At 59.1% G+C, this 17,295-nt stretch carries 13 protein-coding genes and 1 tRNA gene; 4 read left to right on the top strand and 10 right to left on the bottom strand.

Features of this window, described 5'->3' with window-relative positions; genetic code table 11:
* Positions 1-167: 167 nt before the first annotated feature.
* The 3 genes from RCCGE510_RS14105 to RCCGE510_RS14115 form a co-directional block, all read right to left on the bottom strand.
* On the bottom strand, positions 168-1,604 hold the full coding sequence (locus RCCGE510_RS14105) for a DUF882 domain-containing protein (RefSeq protein ID WP_052029484.1): 1,437 nt from the start codon (positions 1,602-1,604) through the stop codon (positions 168-170).
* Between the two features lie 281 nt (positions 1,605-1,885).
* Positions 1,886-3,682 carry a DUF4034 domain-containing protein gene (locus RCCGE510_RS14110; RefSeq protein ID WP_240539655.1) on the bottom strand — a complete coding sequence of 599 codons (1,797 nt, stop codon included), beginning with the start codon at positions 3,680-3,682 and terminating at the stop codon, positions 1,886-1,888.
* A gap of 241 nt (positions 3,683-3,923) precedes the next feature.
* Positions 3,924-5,906 (bottom strand): acyltransferase family protein, encoded by a 1,983-nt coding sequence (locus tag RCCGE510_RS14115; RefSeq protein WP_007630857.1) that lies wholly within the window; start codon positions 5,904-5,906, stop codon positions 3,924-3,926.
* 361 nt (positions 5,907-6,267) lie between these two features.
* Here RCCGE510_RS14115 and RCCGE510_RS14120 point away from each other — a divergent pair, with 361 nt between their 5' ends.
* Complete coding sequence (locus tag RCCGE510_RS14120; protein ID WP_037078657.1) at positions 6,268-6,600, top strand: hypothetical protein; 333 nt, start codon at positions 6,268-6,270, stop codon at positions 6,598-6,600.
* Positions 6,601-7,088: 488 nt separating this feature from the next.
* Here the strand turns inward: RCCGE510_RS14120 and RCCGE510_RS14125 are convergent.
* The 4 genes from RCCGE510_RS14125 to xylF all read right to left on the bottom strand — a co-directional run bounded on the left by RCCGE510_RS14125 (position 7,089) and on the right by xylF (position 10,779).
* Positions 7,089-7,165: transfer RNA gene (locus RCCGE510_RS14125), tRNA-Arg, on the bottom strand.
* 203 nt (positions 7,166-7,368) lie between these two features.
* Entirely contained in the window at positions 7,369-8,151 is a 783-nt protein-coding gene (locus RCCGE510_RS14130; RefSeq protein ID WP_007630865.1) for an ATP-binding cassette domain-containing protein, read from the bottom strand.
* Between the two features lie 14 nt (positions 8,152-8,165).
* On the bottom strand, positions 8,166-9,479 hold the full coding sequence (locus tag RCCGE510_RS14135) for a sugar ABC transporter permease (RefSeq protein WP_007630867.1): 1,314 nt from the start codon (positions 9,477-9,479) through the stop codon (positions 8,166-8,168).
* 259 nt (positions 9,480-9,738) lie between these two features.
* Complete coding sequence (xylF, locus tag RCCGE510_RS14140; protein WP_007630868.1) at positions 9,739-10,779, bottom strand: D-xylose ABC transporter substrate-binding protein; 1,041 nt, start codon at positions 10,777-10,779, stop codon at positions 9,739-9,741.
* 291 nt (positions 10,780-11,070) lie between these two features.
* Between xylF and RCCGE510_RS14145 the strand changes: the two genes are divergently transcribed.
* The gene (locus RCCGE510_RS14145; protein WP_007630869.1) at positions 11,071-12,291 is read left to right on the top strand and encodes an ROK family protein; all 1,221 of its coding nucleotides are present in this window, start codon (positions 11,071-11,073) and stop codon (positions 12,289-12,291) included.
* 469 nt (positions 12,292-12,760) lie between these two features.
* Here RCCGE510_RS14145 and iolG read toward each other — a convergent pair whose 3' ends face one another.
* The gene (gene iolG, locus RCCGE510_RS14150; protein ID WP_007630870.1) at positions 12,761-13,753 is read right to left on the bottom strand and encodes an inositol 2-dehydrogenase; all 993 of its coding nucleotides are present in this window, start codon (positions 13,751-13,753) and stop codon (positions 12,761-12,763) included.
* A 197-nt stretch (positions 13,754-13,950) separates the two neighbouring features.
* Between iolG and RCCGE510_RS14155 the strand changes: the two genes are divergently transcribed.
* Positions 13,951-14,235 carry a hypothetical protein gene (locus RCCGE510_RS14155; protein WP_007630871.1) on the top strand — a complete coding sequence of 95 codons (285 nt, stop codon included), beginning with the start codon at positions 13,951-13,953 and terminating at the stop codon, positions 14,233-14,235.
* Here the strand turns inward: RCCGE510_RS14155 and RCCGE510_RS14160 are convergent, their stop codons facing one another.
* Complete coding sequence (locus RCCGE510_RS14160; RefSeq protein ID WP_007630872.1) at positions 14,236-14,715, bottom strand: hypothetical protein; 480 nt, start codon at positions 14,713-14,715, stop codon at positions 14,236-14,238.
* 153 nt (positions 14,716-14,868) lie between these two features.
* The gene (locus RCCGE510_RS14165; protein ID WP_037078661.1) at positions 14,869-15,876 is read right to left on the bottom strand and encodes a LysR family transcriptional regulator; all 1,008 of its coding nucleotides are present in this window, start codon (positions 15,874-15,876) and stop codon (positions 14,869-14,871) included.
* A gap of 272 nt (positions 15,877-16,148) precedes the next feature.
* On the opposite strand from RCCGE510_RS14165, the gene chvE reads away from it, so the two are divergent.
* Positions 16,149-17,213, top strand: coding sequence for a multiple monosaccharide ABC transporter substrate-binding protein (gene chvE, locus RCCGE510_RS14170; RefSeq protein WP_007630874.1), 1,065 nt, complete (start codon positions 16,149-16,151; stop codon positions 17,211-17,213).
* The last annotated feature ends 82 nt before the right edge of the window (positions 17,214-17,295 follow it).

Raw genomic sequence — 17,295 nt, forward strand, 5'->3', positions numbered from 1 at the left:
CAGAGATAGAACTGTGAGAAGTAGTATGAAAGAGGTTGCCACCACTATACTGCTTGCCCGCTGCTGCTGGCCGGACCGAAAGAACGGTTGGACCAATTTCGCGAACTCTACGGCATTGTCTGCGACTGACGGCAAGGTCGCTCCCATATTCCCCATGATGATCGCGGTCAGCCCTCCGGGGCTGATGTAAACCGGCTAGCATCGAACGGGCCTCTGACGGCAACCGGGCCGCTGGCAGCGACCGGGATGACATCCTCGCCCGACGTCGCCACATTCACCTCACGATGAACCGCGCGGGGGGAGACACGGGGCGCGGTCAATCCCATCGCCGCCCCGGGAGAATGCAGCGCCCATTTCATCAGCGCAGCGTCGGATGTCGATCCAAGGAAATTTGCTTCTTCCCAGGAAGCGGTCATCGGCAGGGCGGCGATCATGTTGGCGCCCGACCGGGAGGTCTCTCCTGCAACAATGCGCGGATGAAAGCGGGCGTGATCAGGCAATGCCGGCGTCTGTCTCTCCGGAAGTGCGGCAATCGGGCCGATCGACGCCGTCTCCAGTTTGTCCACATCAGCGTCGTGCTCAAGGGCAGCCGGCCGCATCGCCGGTATCGGAATCGGCAAGGATGAAAGATTCGGAACGGAGCGTTTTTCATCCGGCTCGGCAGCGCCGGTCTGCAGCGCGAGCGCATTCAAGGCTCGGCTTTTCGGCGCGGGCAGAAGCGCCGTCACGAGGTTGCCGTCTGTGGTGCCGCGGCTCGACCTGGTCGTGACCACCACCTCTTCGTCTTCTCCGGCGGTGCTGGCGATCTGGATCGCGGTGGGGCTGCCGCGTTTCCTATGGTTGGCAACCGCCTGATTGTATCCCGGCAGCGGCCGGCCATCGGCGGGCAGATGCATCGTCTGCCCATTCGGGAATATGCGCGCGAGTTCCTGCCGGGACATGCGGGGCCAGGCCCTGACATTGCCGACGTCGAGATGCACGAAGGGCGATCCCGAGCTCGGATAATATCCGACACCGCCGACCTGCAGTTGCATGGCAGTCGCACGCAGCGTCGCAAGCTTGACGCCGGGAACATAAAAATCCATCGCCTTGCCGAGCATGTGCTGGCTCTTCTTGGCGACACCCGTGCTGCGCGAGCGGCTGCGAAGCATGTTGTTGGTCGCGGGCGAACGATAGGCGGAGACGATGTGGATATAGTCCTTGCCGCCGCTGCGCTTATACACCTCCCAGACCAGGTCGAGCAGCCGGGGATCCATCCGGGTCGGCTCGTTCCTTCGCCAGTCGCGCAGAAACCGATTGATCTGGGCAAGGCCCTTGGCATCGAACTTTCCGTCCCGCTTGTAGGTGATCGTCGCCTTCTCGCCCGTATGGGTAAAGAACAGCTTCAGGGCGCGATCCTCAGCCGAGGCAAATGATGCCGAACCGATAAGTGCCGGCAGCGCCAACAGAGCCGGCAGAATGGTCTGCGCTGCGAAGCGCTCCGCACGCGACAGGAGCGTGGCAAGTCCGCCCAAGACTCGGCCCGATAATCCTTGCACTGGATACTTCAACGCCAACAATCCCGTCCCACACCAAACACTCGACGACGGGCGGGAACTCCGCATCCATCAGGCTCAGTAAAGCCAGCTTATGGTCAACAAACTCCTAACGATCGGATGCGGAAGCTCGGCGAATTGGGGATGTGGGCCATCCGAGGCGCAATTGCGGCCTGCACCGCGAGGCGGAAGTCGCGCGCACCGGTTCAGATTCCTGTAGGTGCAAGGCTATCGCAAAAGGCAATCGATCCAAGTTGGGGATCGAAGGTCAGACGATACGAGCGCCCCTTTCCAACAAGTTTTGGCCGATTGCCATTGGACGCACTGGCGACTGCACGTCGACGGCTACATCAGCGGGATGCAATCCGCTTAAACAACTCCTGCTGCTTCTTATATGCATCGGGGATGTTTCCGTTGGCCAGGGAGTTGGTGCAGTCGTCCAAGGCCTTTTTATAATCCCCCAGCTCCATATACGCATAGCACCTGTTGTTGAATGCTACGGCGACGTCATCTTTCCCAGCCGCCTTGAGATCATACAGGTAATCGTGCTTGTTCAGCACCTTGAGGGCTGCAGTATTGTCGTTTTGACCGAAAGAGATCATCGACAGGTCAATTGCGGCGGATACCCGCCAGTTACTCTTCGATCCCGCGACGACGCTCAGCTCTCTGATCGCGTTGCCGTCATCACGTAGTTCCCGATAAGCGGCTCCGCGCCAATATCGAGCGCTCAGTCCATTTTCCTGATCATCGACGATATCAGCGCATTCGTTGACTGCAGCATCATAATTTTTCAACCAGTAACTGCCGTAGCACACCCAAAGTTGGGCCTCGACACCGCCCCCCAGAGCGACCGCCTCGCGTGCCACGTCGGCCGAATCGGCGTAACGACTCTGTTTCGCGTAGACCTTCGCAAGTTGCTCCTTGATCTCAGCGGTTGCCGCGTCTTGCTCCGAGGTCGAGGGGAACTTGGTGAGTGGGAGGTCGCGTAGCGCCTCCTGGTACTTCGTGATCGCATTGTCGAGATTGCCCTGGCGAAGCCAGGTTTTTGCAACCAGGCTATCGATCATGTAGTGATTCCGGGATTTGCTGTCTTCGATAAGACGGGTATCGCTATCATATGCATTGGCTGCAGCCTGTAGTGTCGGTCCGACATAGATTTCAGACCCTGCAGTGTCGATCATAGAGGAGATGAGCTTCTCGACGGCCTTCGTGGCGATATAGTCGTTTTTCTTTCCTATGGCGGCTAACGCTTCGACGAGCCTGCTCTCGCGCTCGACAGTTGCATTGGTCTTCATGAACTCACGAACACATTCAGAAAGCTGCTGATAGTCGCTGTTCTCACTATTATCCAGGCATTGCGTCGACGCCGTGCTTAAGAGGTAGCGGTAAACGTCGACGTCCAAAAGCTTGGTCGCTATGCCGTCGGGATCCGTTGATCGAAAATGGTCGACGAAGCGGAACATGGCGTCGATGTTCCCTCTCCATTTCGGCTGCAGGGTCGAGAGCAGGAGATCATAGGGAGGAAAGAACGCTGGAAACTTAGAAACACTATCTTGGAGAGCCAGGCCCATCTCGTCCGAATAGCCGTAGCCACGGAGGATTTCCAAACGGAGCGACTGAAGAAAGGGTTCAGTACTATCAAGCTGAAGCGCGCGAATGACGTCCGCCTCGCCATTTCGCATCGCTTCGATGAAGGCCTGCATCTCGTCTTCGCTGACAGTATTGACGTATCCATGGCCACGCCGGAGCCAACCCACGTTGTTGTAGAATTTTGCGCGAACCAAATGAGCGGGCATGCTGTCGGGGCTCTTCTCGACCCACGCGTCCAGTTGCCTCCCGAAGCTCGGATCAGTCGGATCAATAAGAGCATCGAGGAATTTGGTGACAGGATCTATGTTCGGGCTCGGCAAGTGGCCCAACTTGAGTATATTTTGCGTCACTCTTTGAGCAGTTTCAAAATCCGAACTTAGGATTGCGGTTCGAACGATCTTTGCGCTTTCATATGGGCGGCCCCTCCTGTTTTGGGGATCGAATGCGAGCGAAACGCTCCGGCGCAGATTCCAGGAACCAAAGGCGCTCTCCACCCCAACCACCGATTGGGGCTGAAATTTGATCGCAACGGTGACGCCGATCAAGAGTGCGAGCATGACGAACAGTATCATTGAACGACGGGTCACGGTGGTCAGTCCCTGGCAGAACTTGTTGCGAAGATCCGGCGCAGCTTACAAACACAATTCTAAGGAGATTTTGCAGATATTGACGCAATTTTAGCGGCTTTCAAGCCGCGGGGAAAAATGCGTAATGAGAACCAACTCATCGACACGAGGAAGTATGCCGAAAGTCCGGACTCGAACACCAGGTTCACCGTCGTTCCCGGCGTCTGGCCGCTTAATTTGATGGAGAAGCAGAAGACGCGGGGTGAGCGTTCGGCTGAGAACTTGCAGTTCGTTCGCCTTGCCGATCGTGCGGCAATACCAGGAAATCGAGGAGACCGCTGTCCCGCAGGTCGGCGGCTCTCTTTTCCAGAATGTCACCCAGCAAGGTCGTCAGAAATTCCGCTGTCAGATGGCCCCAGTCTGTCATGAACGGAACACCCCCGCTGCTGGTGAGGCATTTCTCCTTGTCGTAGTCGCAGTGAAGCTTGATGATATCGACGTAGTTGAATGCAAGATCAGATGGGAAAAATGGCAGCTGCGCTATAGTCTGGTTGGCTGGCGGATACGTCGCCAATCGCAGGCACGTAGAGGCATCGGATTTTGTCTGAAACATCAGCCCCAGGCACGAGTGCAATCGGTCCAGCTGGTAATAATTTCCGAAAACGAAAATTTTCGCGTCATCCGAATGGCTTTTCATCCAGGAAAGAAGCTCGAACCTGAACGGGTTGACTGTGTACTCAAAAGGCTGATTACTCGCGAGGAAAATCGCTTTCGTTCGGCTGAGCAATGACTTGTCGTTGATAAATTTTTCAAAGGGAATGCAGTATTTATCGTAAATGCTGGCGCGAGAAGGGGCCTTAACAATATCGTTCTTGATCTCCACCATGCAGTTTAAGTAGCTGATCGCCACGACTTCATATCGATCGGCATCAATGTAATTTTTCAGCGCGACTGACCAGTTTCTGGCAAACGAGTCCCCGATGATGAAGATAACCGGCTTCCCGGCTTGAATGTTGTTGTTCAAGCTTAGAAAAGTGCTTTCGAGTCGTGCTTCGTTCGCCTGCGCGACAGGTGGATAGACCTGATCCAACCTGTGAGGAAAACCGGCCATAGTGATTACCGACACGACAGCAGCCGTGATGGTCGCAACTGATGAGCCCAGGGAGATCCAGAAGGCGCGGTTTCTCCTGGTGTGGCGAATAGGCCTTTCGATGACGACAAAGCTGACGACCGCCAGCAGGACGGTCGCTGCGATCGCAAGAAACTTATCGCCGTTGTTGAAATCCACGCTCGTCAGCCGCGCGAAGGCGAAGACCGGGTAATGCCACAGATATAGGGAGTAGGAGACTATCCCGGTGAGCGCCGCGGGCCGAGAAGCCAACAGGCGCCCGACGCCATCCTTATGACTGGCGAATGCAAGCACCAGACAGGTCCCAATGACCGGGATCACCGTGAACAGGCCAGGATGAACCGTGTCCTTCCTAAACAAGATGAGGGAACCAAGAACGAGCACAAGCCCGGCCGCCGCGAGCAACGGCCGAGGGCGCGCGCGTCCACGCCTCAGCTCGTAATAGGCGAGAAGCGTTCCGGCCAGAAGTTCCCAGGCCCGGGTGAGCGGCGAGTAGAAGGCCTGTTGCTGATCATGCCGTACCGTGAGGACACAGAATACCAGGCTTAAGACCGCGATAAGCAACACGCACGGCAAAAATTTTGATTTCAAATATCGGCGGGTCATCAGCAATAAGAGCGGAAAGCCGATATAAAATTGCTCTTCGACGCTCAGCGACCAGGTGTGAAGAAACGGCTTGAGAAGGGTATCCGGCTCCCCGTACTGGGCCGCCGTAAAATAGAAATAGATATTCGATCCGAATAGGAGCGACGAACCGATGGAATTCGCGTAATCCAGCAGTTCCGACGGCAATAAAAGGTAATAGGCGAAGGGCATGGTCGCGAAAACGACCGCGAACAACGCAGGCAGAATCCTTCGCGCGCGCCGCGTATAGAATTTAAGAAAATCAATACGCCCCGTCGCTTCGATTTCTGTCAGCAAAATTTGGGAAATCAGGAAGCCGCTGATCACAAAAAACACATCGACGCCGATGTACCCGCCTTGCAGCAAGGTGTGGCCGGCAAGCGTGAACTCGGCGTGATAAAGAATAACCGCGATCACCGATATGGCCCTCAAGCCATCGATCTCTGGTCGGTAAACCTTCAATGCTAGCGCCTACCTTCGATATCGAGAACGTAACTTTGTCGCGCGCAAGATTGGCGCTTCTGGGCTGCCTACCACAGAGAGCTTGGAGCGAGAACAGTTTGGCCGGATAAAAGGTTTGTGGGCGGGGCCGATTTCAATGTTTATTTTCTGCTTTGTTGTAAATCAGCATTGCGGAACCTTCATCAGTTTGCATTTGTTTTCCCAGCCGCTGACCAGTTTTGTCCATGGGCCGTTATGGCTAGCGCTAACCGGAATTCTCAATTCTCAACGAAATAACGTGTTGGCAACAACGGATACCGATCGACCAAACTGAGAACCTAATATAGCTTTTGAAAAGCCGTCCGAGACAGGTTTTCAGTTCGTGCAGCACGATGACGACGTGAATCGATTTATGAAATTCTTTGCTCGCCATTTCGTAGCGATCTGCTTGAGGTTTCGGCTACAGGGGGACAAAGGGTCGGACCGTTTTTTCGCTGCATCCGGCACCTACATCAAGATTGGCGATATCTACGGCATCCTGACCGCTGGCCATGTTATTGCTCATTTGCGACAGGCGATTGCAGACGAGAGGATGACGAAGCTTGAATGCTATCTTGTCGACACCTTCGGGCCCGTCAAACTCAGCGACATGGGCGTATGCACCTGGGTCCGCAGACTGGGATCAGCTCAATCGAAGCCTGCTCAGCTTTGGTGACAGAGTTTTCGAAGACAGCAAGGCGCGGGCCAAGCCTGATCAATGTCTACGAGATGATCTACCGCGAGACTCTTGACTGGCAGAAATTCCTGGCCCGAGCGATCAGCGAACGTATCAAGCAAGACACTTGAATGCTCACCCCTGGGGCAATTTCCGCGCCTCGAACGCGAGGCGGAATACTTAAAAGACTTAATCCTTTACAGTGGCCGGGTTCGATTGAACCTCGGATACGGAAACCATGCCGAAATCTCAGGCTGACAAGTGGAAGCGGCATCGCTAGAGGCGCTTCCCTGATATCCAGATGAGCCATCTTTATGGGACTGAGGCGAGAAGCGGTTCCCACGCGTATGCTGAGGCTGCGGGATCGCATAGACACGCCGCATCTATTGATTCACCTGCGTTTTTTGGAAAGCAGTGCATGCTGTTGGCAAGCGAGGTGCACGGTGTTGCCAAGCTGGTGCACGCTGATGCCAAGCGTTACAGAAAAATGGCGCACCCGACAGGATTCGAACCTGTGACCTTTGGAATCGGAATCCAACACTCTATCCAGCTGAGCTACGGGTGCATGCCTGAGGCGGTTTGAATCGCCTGTCCGATGGGTGGTTCTTAGCCTAGCTTGCGGCCGGCTTCAATCGCGAAATTCTCAGAAATACCAATGCTTGCGGTTTGGCAGGTATTTTTATTCGTCAGCCTGGGGATTGAACGAAAAACTCCGCCGGCCTTGCGGGCGGCGGAGTTCGATTGTCGTTGGCGCGGCGCTCGCGCCGCTCAGATCTGCATGGCGCCGGGGCCGGGGATGGCTTTCGGCGGCACCTTGCCGAGGATGATCATCCCCAGCACTTCGTCCTTGGTCACATCCTCGGTGCGGGCGTGGCCCACCAGTTGGCCGTTCTTCATCACCGAGACGCGGTCGGCGAGGTCGAAGACGTCGTGGATGTCGTGGCTGATGAGGAAGATGCCGATGCCTTCCTTCTTCAGCTGCTTGATCAGCTCGCCCACCTGCGCCGTCTCCTGGGGGCCGAGGGCGGCCGTCGGCTCGTCCATGATCAGGATGCGGGCGTTGAAGAGGATGGCGCGGGCGATCGCCACCGATTGCCGCTGGCCGCCCGAAAGCGCCTTCACCGGCTCCTTGAAGCGCTTGAAGTTGGGGTTGAGCCGCCCCATCACCTCGCGCGCCGAGGCCTCCATCGCCACGTCGTCGAGCGTGCCCCAGCGGGTCTTCAGCTCGCGGCCGAGATAGAGGTTGGCGGCCGCGTCGACATTGTCGGCGACGGCCAGCGTCTGGTAGATCGTCTCGATGCCGTATTTCTTGGCATCGCGCGGATTGCGGATGTCGGCCGGCTCGCCATTGATCAGGATATCGCCGCTGTCGCGCTTGTAGGCGCCGGAGAGGATCTTGATCAGCGTCGATTTGCCGGCGCCGTTGTGGCCGAGCAGGGCCACCACTTCGCCGGGGTAGAGATCGACCGAGGCATTGTCCACGGCATGGATGCCGCCGAAGGAGATCGAGATGTTTTTCAGTTCCACGAGGGGAGTGCGTTGATCAGCCATATTCAGGGCTCCTCTCACTTGGCACGGGAGCGATAGACGGTGTCGAGCCAGACCGCCACGACGAGAACGGTGCCGACGACGACGCTCTGCAGCGGTGTGTCGACATGCGCGAGAACCATGCCGGATTGCAGCGATTGCATGACGAGCGCGCCGAGCATGGCGCCGGCGATCGTGCCGGTGCCGCCCGCCAGCGACGTTCCGCCGATAACGGCGGCGGCGATGGTGTAAAGCTCGTCGAGCGTGCCCTGCGAGTTGGTTGCGGCGTTGAGGCGGGCGGTGGAAATCGCCGCCGCAATAGCCGCCAGAATGCCCATCAGCGCGAAGATGCGCACGGTCACCCAGCGGGTCTTGATACCGGCCAGTTCGGCCGCCTCAGGATTGCCGCCGATCGCGAAGACATAGCGGCCGAAGCGCAGCCGGGTGGCGATAAAGGTCATGATGATGCCGACGACGATGGCGATCAGCACCGGCACGGCGATGCCGTAGGGAATATCCAGGCCGGTTTCTGGCCAGGGAATATTGTTGGTCTCGGCATATTTCTTGGCGATATTGATCGGCCAATAATAGCTGTTGGCGATCCAGACCGCGCCGAGGATCAGCACGCAGCTGAGGGTGGCGAGAAAATATTCAGCCCAGATCGGCCGGCGCGGGAAGCCGAAACGGCGGCGCTGGCGGCGCGAGCCGACGATGCTGGCGACGACGAACAGGCAGGCGGCGATGCCGACGATCCAGCTCCAGGTGGCGCCGATCGAGCCCTCCGCGCCGCCGCCCATGATGCGGAAAGTCTGGTCCATCGGCGCAACCGTCTGGCCGCTGGTGACAAGCCAGGTCGCACCGCGCCAAACCAGCAGGCCGCCGAGGGTGACGATGAAGGAGGGCACGTTCAGGAAGGCGATGATGATGCCCTGGAAGGCGCCGATCAGGCAGCCGGCCAACACGCCGACGAGCAGCGTGATCGCCCAGGTGAAGGGGCTGTCGAAACCGATATATTCCGGCAGGATCTTCGCCTGGGTCACGCCCATGATCATGCCGCAGAGGCCGAGCACGGAACCGACCGAAAGGTCGATGTTGCGGGTGACGATGATCAGCACCATGCCGGTGGTCATGACGGCGATGTCGGTCGTCTGGACCGAAAGGTTCCAAAGATTGCGCGGTGTCAGGAACAGGCCGCCGGTGATGATGTGGAAACCGATCCAGATGATAACAAGCGCGCCGATCATGCCGAGCAGGCGCGTGTCGATCTCGGTCGCCCGAAAGAAGCGGGTGACCGGACTGGCTTCCGCCGCTCGAGGTCCGCTCGATGTCGTTGATTTTACCATTTCGGCCATGGGTTTGCCGTTCCCCCATTGTGTTTGGACGGGTGCGCCGGCGTGCTAGAGGCTGCCAACGGCGTCATCGTCTGTTCTTCAACTGACCATCGCGCTGCTTCCGGAAACCGTGGCGTGGCGTCGCGACACCCTTCCGGCAGGGAATGAAAGTCCGCGATGGTGCGGCGGGCGGAGAAAACTTCGTGATTGGAGGTCTCATCCGCGTCCGGCGCCGCAACGGTGTCTCCGCTGCGGCGCCGGCATTTCGTTCGAAGCTTGCTTACTTGCAGGCAGCGACAGCGCCGGCCTTGACGCCCTGGCAGGCTTCAGCCTTGGAAATCCAGCCGGCGTCGATGACGACGTTGAGGTTGTCCTTGGTGATCGCCTGCGGCTTCAGGAAGACAGACTGCATTTCGACGCCCTTCGGGCCGCCCTTGAAGGTCTGGGCGCCGTCGATCTTGCTCATGTCCTTGCCGCCGGCGAGGTCGAGAGCGATTTCGGCAGCGCGGGTGCCGAGTTCGCGGCTGTCCTTCCAGACGGAAACCGTCTGGGTGCCGAGAGCGATGCGGTTCAGCGCTGCCTTGTCGCCGTCCTGGCCGGAAACCGGAACGGAGCCGGCAAGGCCCTGGGCGTCGAGGGCTGCGATCGCGCCGCCGGCCGTGCCGTCGTTCGAAGCAACAACGGCGTCAACCTTGTTGTTGTTGGCGGTCAGGAACTGCTCCATGTTGCGTTGAGCGTTCTCCGGCAGCCAGCCGTCGGTATAGGCTTCGCCGACATTCTTGATCTTGCCGGCGTCGATCGCGGCCTTCAGCACTTCCTGCTGGCCCGAGAACAGGAAGTCGGCGTTCGGGTCGGAAGACGAGCCCTTGATGAAGACGTAGTTGCCTTCCGGCTTGGCCTTGAAGACGCCCTCGGCCTGCAGACGACCAACTTCCTTGTTGTCGAAGGTGATGTAGAAGGCGGCCGGGTTTTCGATCAGGCGGTCATAACCGACGACCGGGATACCTTCAGCGGCGGCCTTTTCGATCGCCGGGCCGATGGCGTCGGAATCCTGGGCGAGAATGATCAGCGCGTTGGCGCCCTGCGAGATCAGCGATTCGACGTCGGTCAGCTGCTTTGCGGCAGAAGACTGCGCGTCAGCGGAAATATACTTGGCGCCCTTGGCTTCGAGAGCCTTCTTGATCGCGGCTTCGTCGGTCTTCCAGCGCTCTTCCTGGAAGTTCGACCAGGAAACGCCGACGACGAGATCGGCAGCCATGGCAACGGTATGCACGGAAACGAGAATGGCCGCCCCGGCCATCAGCTTCAAAATAGACTTCATAATATCCTCCCGAGTGAGTTGCGACCGGCCCAGCCCATGCTTCCTCCGGCCACCGCGAAAAGCTGTCCAGAAAAATTCGGATTATTTTCTCGACAGTCGAGAAATTTAGTGTCAGAGATTTTTTCGGCTGTCAACACTGGGCCGTTAGCTTATTTCCCTTGCGGAACAGCGGTGGGCGATGCAGTGGGAAACGCGGGCGGGCCAGAGCATGATGCCGAAAAGTGTGAGCGGTTTTCGGATGACATCATGCTCTAAACTATTGAATTAGATCAGGGGGAGAGGGCGGCATTCATGCTGACCAAGTCGAGCACGGAGCTGGTCCGGCAGCGAAACAGCGTGCTCGTGCTGTCCGTGCTGCGCCGCCACGGCGCGCTCGCCCATACCGAAATAGCCGATTCCACCGGGCTTTCTTCGGCCACCATCTCGGCGATCACAGCCGATCTGGAACGCGCCCAGATCATCGAGAAATCCGAGCAGCAGGCGGCCAGCGGCCGTGGCCGGCCGCGCGTGCTTTTGCGCCAGCGGCGCGATTGCGGCTATCTCATCGTCGTCATCATCTCGTCCGATGCTGTGCAATATTCGCTGGTGGATTATGCCGGCAAGCTGATCGATCGTTTCAGCGAGGAGCGGTCACATGATCCCTCGGGTGCGACCCGCTTCGTCCAGGCGGTGCGTGCCGGGCTTTCGCGCATTCTCGATCGTTCCCGGATCACACAGGAAAAGGTGCTGCTGATCTCGATCAGCAGCAAGGGGCTGGTCAATTCCACCGAGCCGGTGCTCGTCTGGTCGCCGATCTTCGGCAGCGAGCAGATCGATTTCGAATCGGCGCTGCGGCCGGAGTGGCAGGCCAAGGTGATCCTCGATAACGAGACGCTGCTGGTCGCCGCCGCCCTCGGCGCGCGCGAAGAGATCGTCAAGGGCGCCGATTTCCGCTCGCTCGCCGCCCTCTCGCTCGGCCACAGCGTCGGGCTCGGCATCGTTAGGCGCGGCGGCCAGACGCAGGAGATCTCGGCGCCCAATTTCGGCCACATGCTGCACATGGCGGGCGGCGGCCTCTGCCGCTGCGGCACACGCGGTTGCATCGAAGCCTATGCCGGCTTCTACGCCATCCTGCGCAGCGCCTTCGAAGTGCCGCTCGATACGATCCCCGCAAAATTCGTGCCGGTCGCCGAACTCGACAAGATCGCCGCCAAAGCCCGCCAAGGCCACCGCATCCCCGCCTTCGCCTTCCGCCAGGCGGGCCTGGCACTCGGCAACGGCCTGTCGCGCATGCTCAGCCTCACCGAACGCATGCCCATCGCCATCACCGGCCCGGGCACCCGCTATTACGACCTTCTCCGCCAGGGCATCGAAGAGGGCCTCGGCCAGTCGCACATCGTGCGCATGGAAGGCATGCCGGAAATCCGAGTGGTCGCCGACGAGCAAATCCTGGTCTTCGAGGGCCATCTCAACCGGGCGCTGTCGGTGATCGACCAGGATATTGTTGTCTCGGGGGGGCAGGGCGCGGAGTAGCGCCAAAACCCCTCCCCACAAAGGGGGCGGGGCTTAAGCCGCGGCTGTCGGCGGCGACCAACAGGAGAGACCTTGCCGGTTGCTACCGTTCTACGGATTGTTAGGTTGGAGGTTATGGGAAGGGCGGCGACGCGTTAGCCCCTCCCACCTGTGAGGAGGGGTTGGGGAGGGGTTTTTCATCTCCCGCGAGCGTCTGCAAACCCACCCATACAGTTGCCCACTCCGCGCCAAAGGCTGCCCCTCACCCTAACCCTCTCCCCGTAAAAAACGGGGAGAGGGGACGTGCCAAACGCGGCGTTGAGATTGAGGAAGACGGTGCGGCACTCCCCTTCGCCCCGAAGCGGGGAGAAGGTGCCGGCAGGCGGATGAGGGGCCGGTCTCGCCGGCTCCGCAGCATGCACTCAAACGCAAAACGGCCGGGCAAACACCCGGCCATCTCACAAATATTTCTCAAATCGAAAGCGAGCCGTCACCCAACCTTGATCAGCTTGCCTTCCTTGACCGACTGCACCGCCGCATCGGCCAGTGCCAGTGCTGCCAGGCCGTCGGCGCCCGACGGCGAGATCTTCGTGCCTTTTTCGATGGCGGCGATGAAGGCGGCGATTTCGTTGGCATAGGCTTCGGTGTAGCGGGTCATGAAGAAATCATGCAGCGGCGGGCGGGTGTAGCCGTCGCCGTTAGCCACTTCGATCGAGACCGGCCGCTGGTTTTCGGCGGCGGCCATGCCCTTTGCGCCATGCACTTCGATGCGCTGGTCGTAGCCATAGGTGGCGCGGCGGGAATTGGAGATGATCGCCTGCTTGCCGGATTTCGTCTGCAGGATCACCGAGACGCTGTCATAGTCGCCGGCTTCGCCGATCGCCTTGTCGACCAGCACGGCGGCGGTCGCCAGCACCGAGACCGGCTCTTCGCCGAGCAGGAAGCGGGCCATGTCGAAATCGTGGATCGTCATGTCGCGGAAGATGCCGCCCGAGCGCTTGATATAATCCACCGGCGGGGCGCCGGGGTCGCGCGAGGTGATGGTCACCATCTCGACATCGCCAATCTTGCCGTCGTCGATCACTTTGCGCACCGCCATGAAATGCGGGTCGAAGCGGCGGTTGAAACCGACCATCAGCTTGCCGCCGGTCTCTTCCACCACCTTCATGCAGGCCTTGACGCGGGCAACGTCGAGATCGATCGGCTTTTCGCAGAAGATCGCCTTGCCGGCGCGGGCAAAGCGCTCGATCAGGTCGGCATGGGTGTCGGTCGGCGTGCAGATAACGACCGCGTCGATATCCTTGGCTGCCTCGATCGCCTCGATGGTGCGGACCTCGCAGCCATAGGCCGAGGCGATGGCGTCGGCCGCCTGCGGAAAGGCGTCGGCGACCGCGACGAGCTTTGCATTGGCGTCGCCGCTGACGGCTTTCGCATGAACCTTGCCGATGCGGCCGGCGCCGAGAAGACCAAATCTCACTGTCATTGCAACCTCCCTTGAATTCGGAACAAACAAACCGAATTGCCAAAAATCTGGAATTTTCATTCCATTATCTATGCGCGGCGTCAAGCCCGCGGCTCTTTCACATTTGCAAGATTCAAACTAAAGACAAGCGCCACACATGCCATGGGCAGTGCGACACATGCAAAGAGCAGTGCGACATATGCGACCGCGGGGTAGAGATGCAACTGATTGATCCGAACCATCCGGCATACCGGCGCCTTTGGGTGCGTGTTGCCATCGTTGCCGTCTGCTTCGGCTGGGCGGCGTTCGAGATTGTCGGCGGCGATCCGTTCTGGGCGGTGCTCTCGGCCGCGGCCGGCGCCTATTCCTTCTATATGCTGTTTTGGACCTTCAAGCCGCAGCCGGCGACCGTCGAGGCGGCAGCTGAGCCTGATGCTGACGAAGACGAGGAGCCGGCAGAGATATCCACTGGAAATTCTTCGAAGGACGGTAAGGCCGAGTAATCAGCGCAGCCGCCGCAGCGCCTCGTCGATCAGCAGATTGGCGAGCATCATGCGCTTCGTAGCATTGTCGCGAAAGGGCAGGGCGACGCCATCGGGATGATTGGCGCGGGCGAAGGCGCGGCGCTTCTCACTGAGTGTCAGCGGCGTATCGGCAGCCGAGATCGCCAGTTCGGCGGCAACCTCTTGCGGTGTCGTGCGGGTGAGATGATCCGGCATGGCCGGTTCAGGTTCGGGCACAGGCACCGGTTTGTCCACCGGCCCGGCGGCCGCCTCAAGATCCAGATTGTCGAAATAGGCCTGGCCGACGCGCTGCGAGGCGACCGAGACACCCTCCATGACATCGAAGGCCAGCCCGGTGGCGAGGCCGGACACGCGCCCGGATAGGCGATGGGCGGCCGACGCTTCGGCATCCTCGTCCGTCTCGTTCTCGGCCTTCAGCCGCTCGAGCACTGATTGAAATACCGACTGTCCGAACAGCATCCGCATTCCTCAAGAGCATTCCGGTTTCGTCGAAACCGACGTGCTCTAATTTTTTCACGCAATTTCCGCACGCAAAAACCGCTGCCCACTTTGCCGGAATTGCTCCGGCGCGCATTAAAGGCGGGCAAGATGGCGCAGGGCTTGCGGGCCGCGTCAGCCCGCCTGCTTCAGGCTCTCCTCGAGAATGATGTCATAGAGCAGTCTTGCGCTCGGCGGCAGCGCCCGTTCCCTCGCCGTGATCAGGCTATAGGGTTTGACGTTGATGTCGAAGTCGATCGGCAGCATGCGCACGTCGGAAGCCTTCGCACTCTGGCTGGCCAGGAACTGGGCGACGTCGGTGGCGACGGGAGCGATCGCGTCGGTTCCGCAGACGATGGCGCAGGTCAAAAGCAGCGACGAGGTGTTGACGATATTTTCCGGCAGCGCCACGCCGCGTGACAGGAAAATGTCCTCGATCGTCCGGCGCAGCAGCGTGCCCGGCGGCTGGAACACCCAGTCGTAGTCCCTGATATCGGAAAGGCTGCTGGTCTTTTTCTTTTTCAGCAGCGGATGGCGGTTGCGCACGATCAGGCAGGCCCGCTCGATGCCGATCTCCGTCACCTCGAACAGGCGCGGATTGAGATCGTCGGGAATGCGGCTGATGATGAAATCGTGGCGGGCGGCGAGCAGTTCGCGGGCGAGCACGTTGCTGGTCTCCACCTGGATGTTGATCTCGATGCCGGGATAGGCCTTGCGCACCCTGTTGATCGCGGGCACGACGAGGCTCATGGCCGGCGCCGTCACCGCACCGATGAACACCGGGCCGCCCTTGCCGCTCTTCAACTCGCCGATCTCGCGGCTTGCCTCGCGCAGCTCCAGCAGGATCTTTCGCGCCCGTCGGGCAAGGGCTGCGCCGAAGGTCGTCAGCACCACGCCGCGGGCGACGCGCTCATAGAGCGGCGTCTTGGTGATTGATTCCATTTCGGACAACATGCGCGATGCGGCGGGCTGCGAGATGTTCAAGACTTCCGCAGCTGCGGAAATCTGTCCGCTATCTTCGATTGCGACGATCATCCGCAGGTGATTCAGCTTAAGTCCTGCACGTAAAAGGCTGTCATCGCCGAAACTATCGCTGTGGATATCGACGTGATCCATCAAAATGGGTTCTGAAACAATCGTCATGGTTGCAGCCTCCTCGCTGCGTTCCATCAAAAGTAATACTTTTTAACGATATACCAAAATTGTTATGCACGTTACCACTTATTCTATTTGACAGTTATAGGAATCCATACCAGTTTGCCGCCGTGTGCTGGTTGGCACTCAACACGTGTGAGATCGTGGAGGAGACCTACTTCGTTTCTCACCATCTGAAGTAACTATCCAATACGGAACCTGCCACAGTTTCGGGGGCGGGCGATTTTTCGTCCGCTGCACTATTAACAAGGGAGAGAGAAATGAAGTCCATTATCTCATTGATGGCTGCGGCTGCCTTCGGCGTCGCTTCGTTCGTTGCACCGGCAATGGCTGCCGACAAGGGCACCGTCGGCATTGCAATGCCGACCAAGGCTTCGGCCCGCTGGATCGACGACGGTAACAACATCGTCAAGCAGCTCCAGGCTGCCGGTTACGCCACGGACCTGCAGTATGGCGACGACGACATTCCGAACCAGCTTTCGCAGATCGAAAACATGGTCACCAAGGGTGCCAAGGTTCTCGTTATTGCTTCGATCGATGGCACGACGCTTTCCGACGTTCTCCAGAAGGCTCATGACGCCGGCATCAAGGTCATCGCTTATGACCGTCTGATCCGCGATTCGGGCAACGTCGATTATTACGCGACGTTCGACAACTTCCAGGTTGGCGTTCTGCAGGCTGGCTCCATCGTTGACGGCCTCGGTCTCAAGGATGGCAAGGGCCCGTTCAACATCGAACTGTTCGGCGGTTCGCCGGACGACAACAACGCCTTCTTCTTTTATGATGGCGCAATGTCCGTCCTGCAGCCCTACATCGACAGCGGCAAGCTCGTCGTGAAGTCCGGCCAGACCGGCATGGACAAGGTCGGCACGCTGCGTTGGGATCCGGCAACGGCCCAGGCCCGTATGGACAACCTGCTCTCGGCCAATTACACCGACGCCAAGGTCGACGCCGTTCTGTCGCCTTACGACGGTCTGTCGATCGGTATCATCTCCTCGCTGAAGGGCGTTGGTTATGGTACGGCGGCCCAGCCGCTGCCGATCGTCACCGGTCAGGACGCTGAAATCCCGTCGGTCAAGTCGATCATCGCTGGCGAACAGCATTCGACGATCTTCAAGGACACCCGCGAACTCGCCAAGGTCACTGTTGCCATGGTCGATGCCGTCATGTCCGGCAAGGAGCCTGAGGTCAACGACACGAAGACCTACGACAACGGCGTCAAGATCGTTCCGTCCTATCTGCTGAAGCCGGTTGCCGTCGACAAGACCAACTACAAGCAGATCCTGGTCGACAGCGGTTACTACACCGAAGACAAGCTGAAGTAATCAGTTAAGCAGGAGACCGGAGCCCGCGCTTGCGGGTTCCGGTCTTCGATTTTATGATCGCCAAGCCGCTTGGCGGCTCAAG

The sequence above is a fragment of the Rhizobium sp. CCGE 510 genome, assembly GCF_000292525.1.
Classification (GTDB): Bacteria; Pseudomonadota; Alphaproteobacteria; order Rhizobiales; family Rhizobiaceae; genus Rhizobium.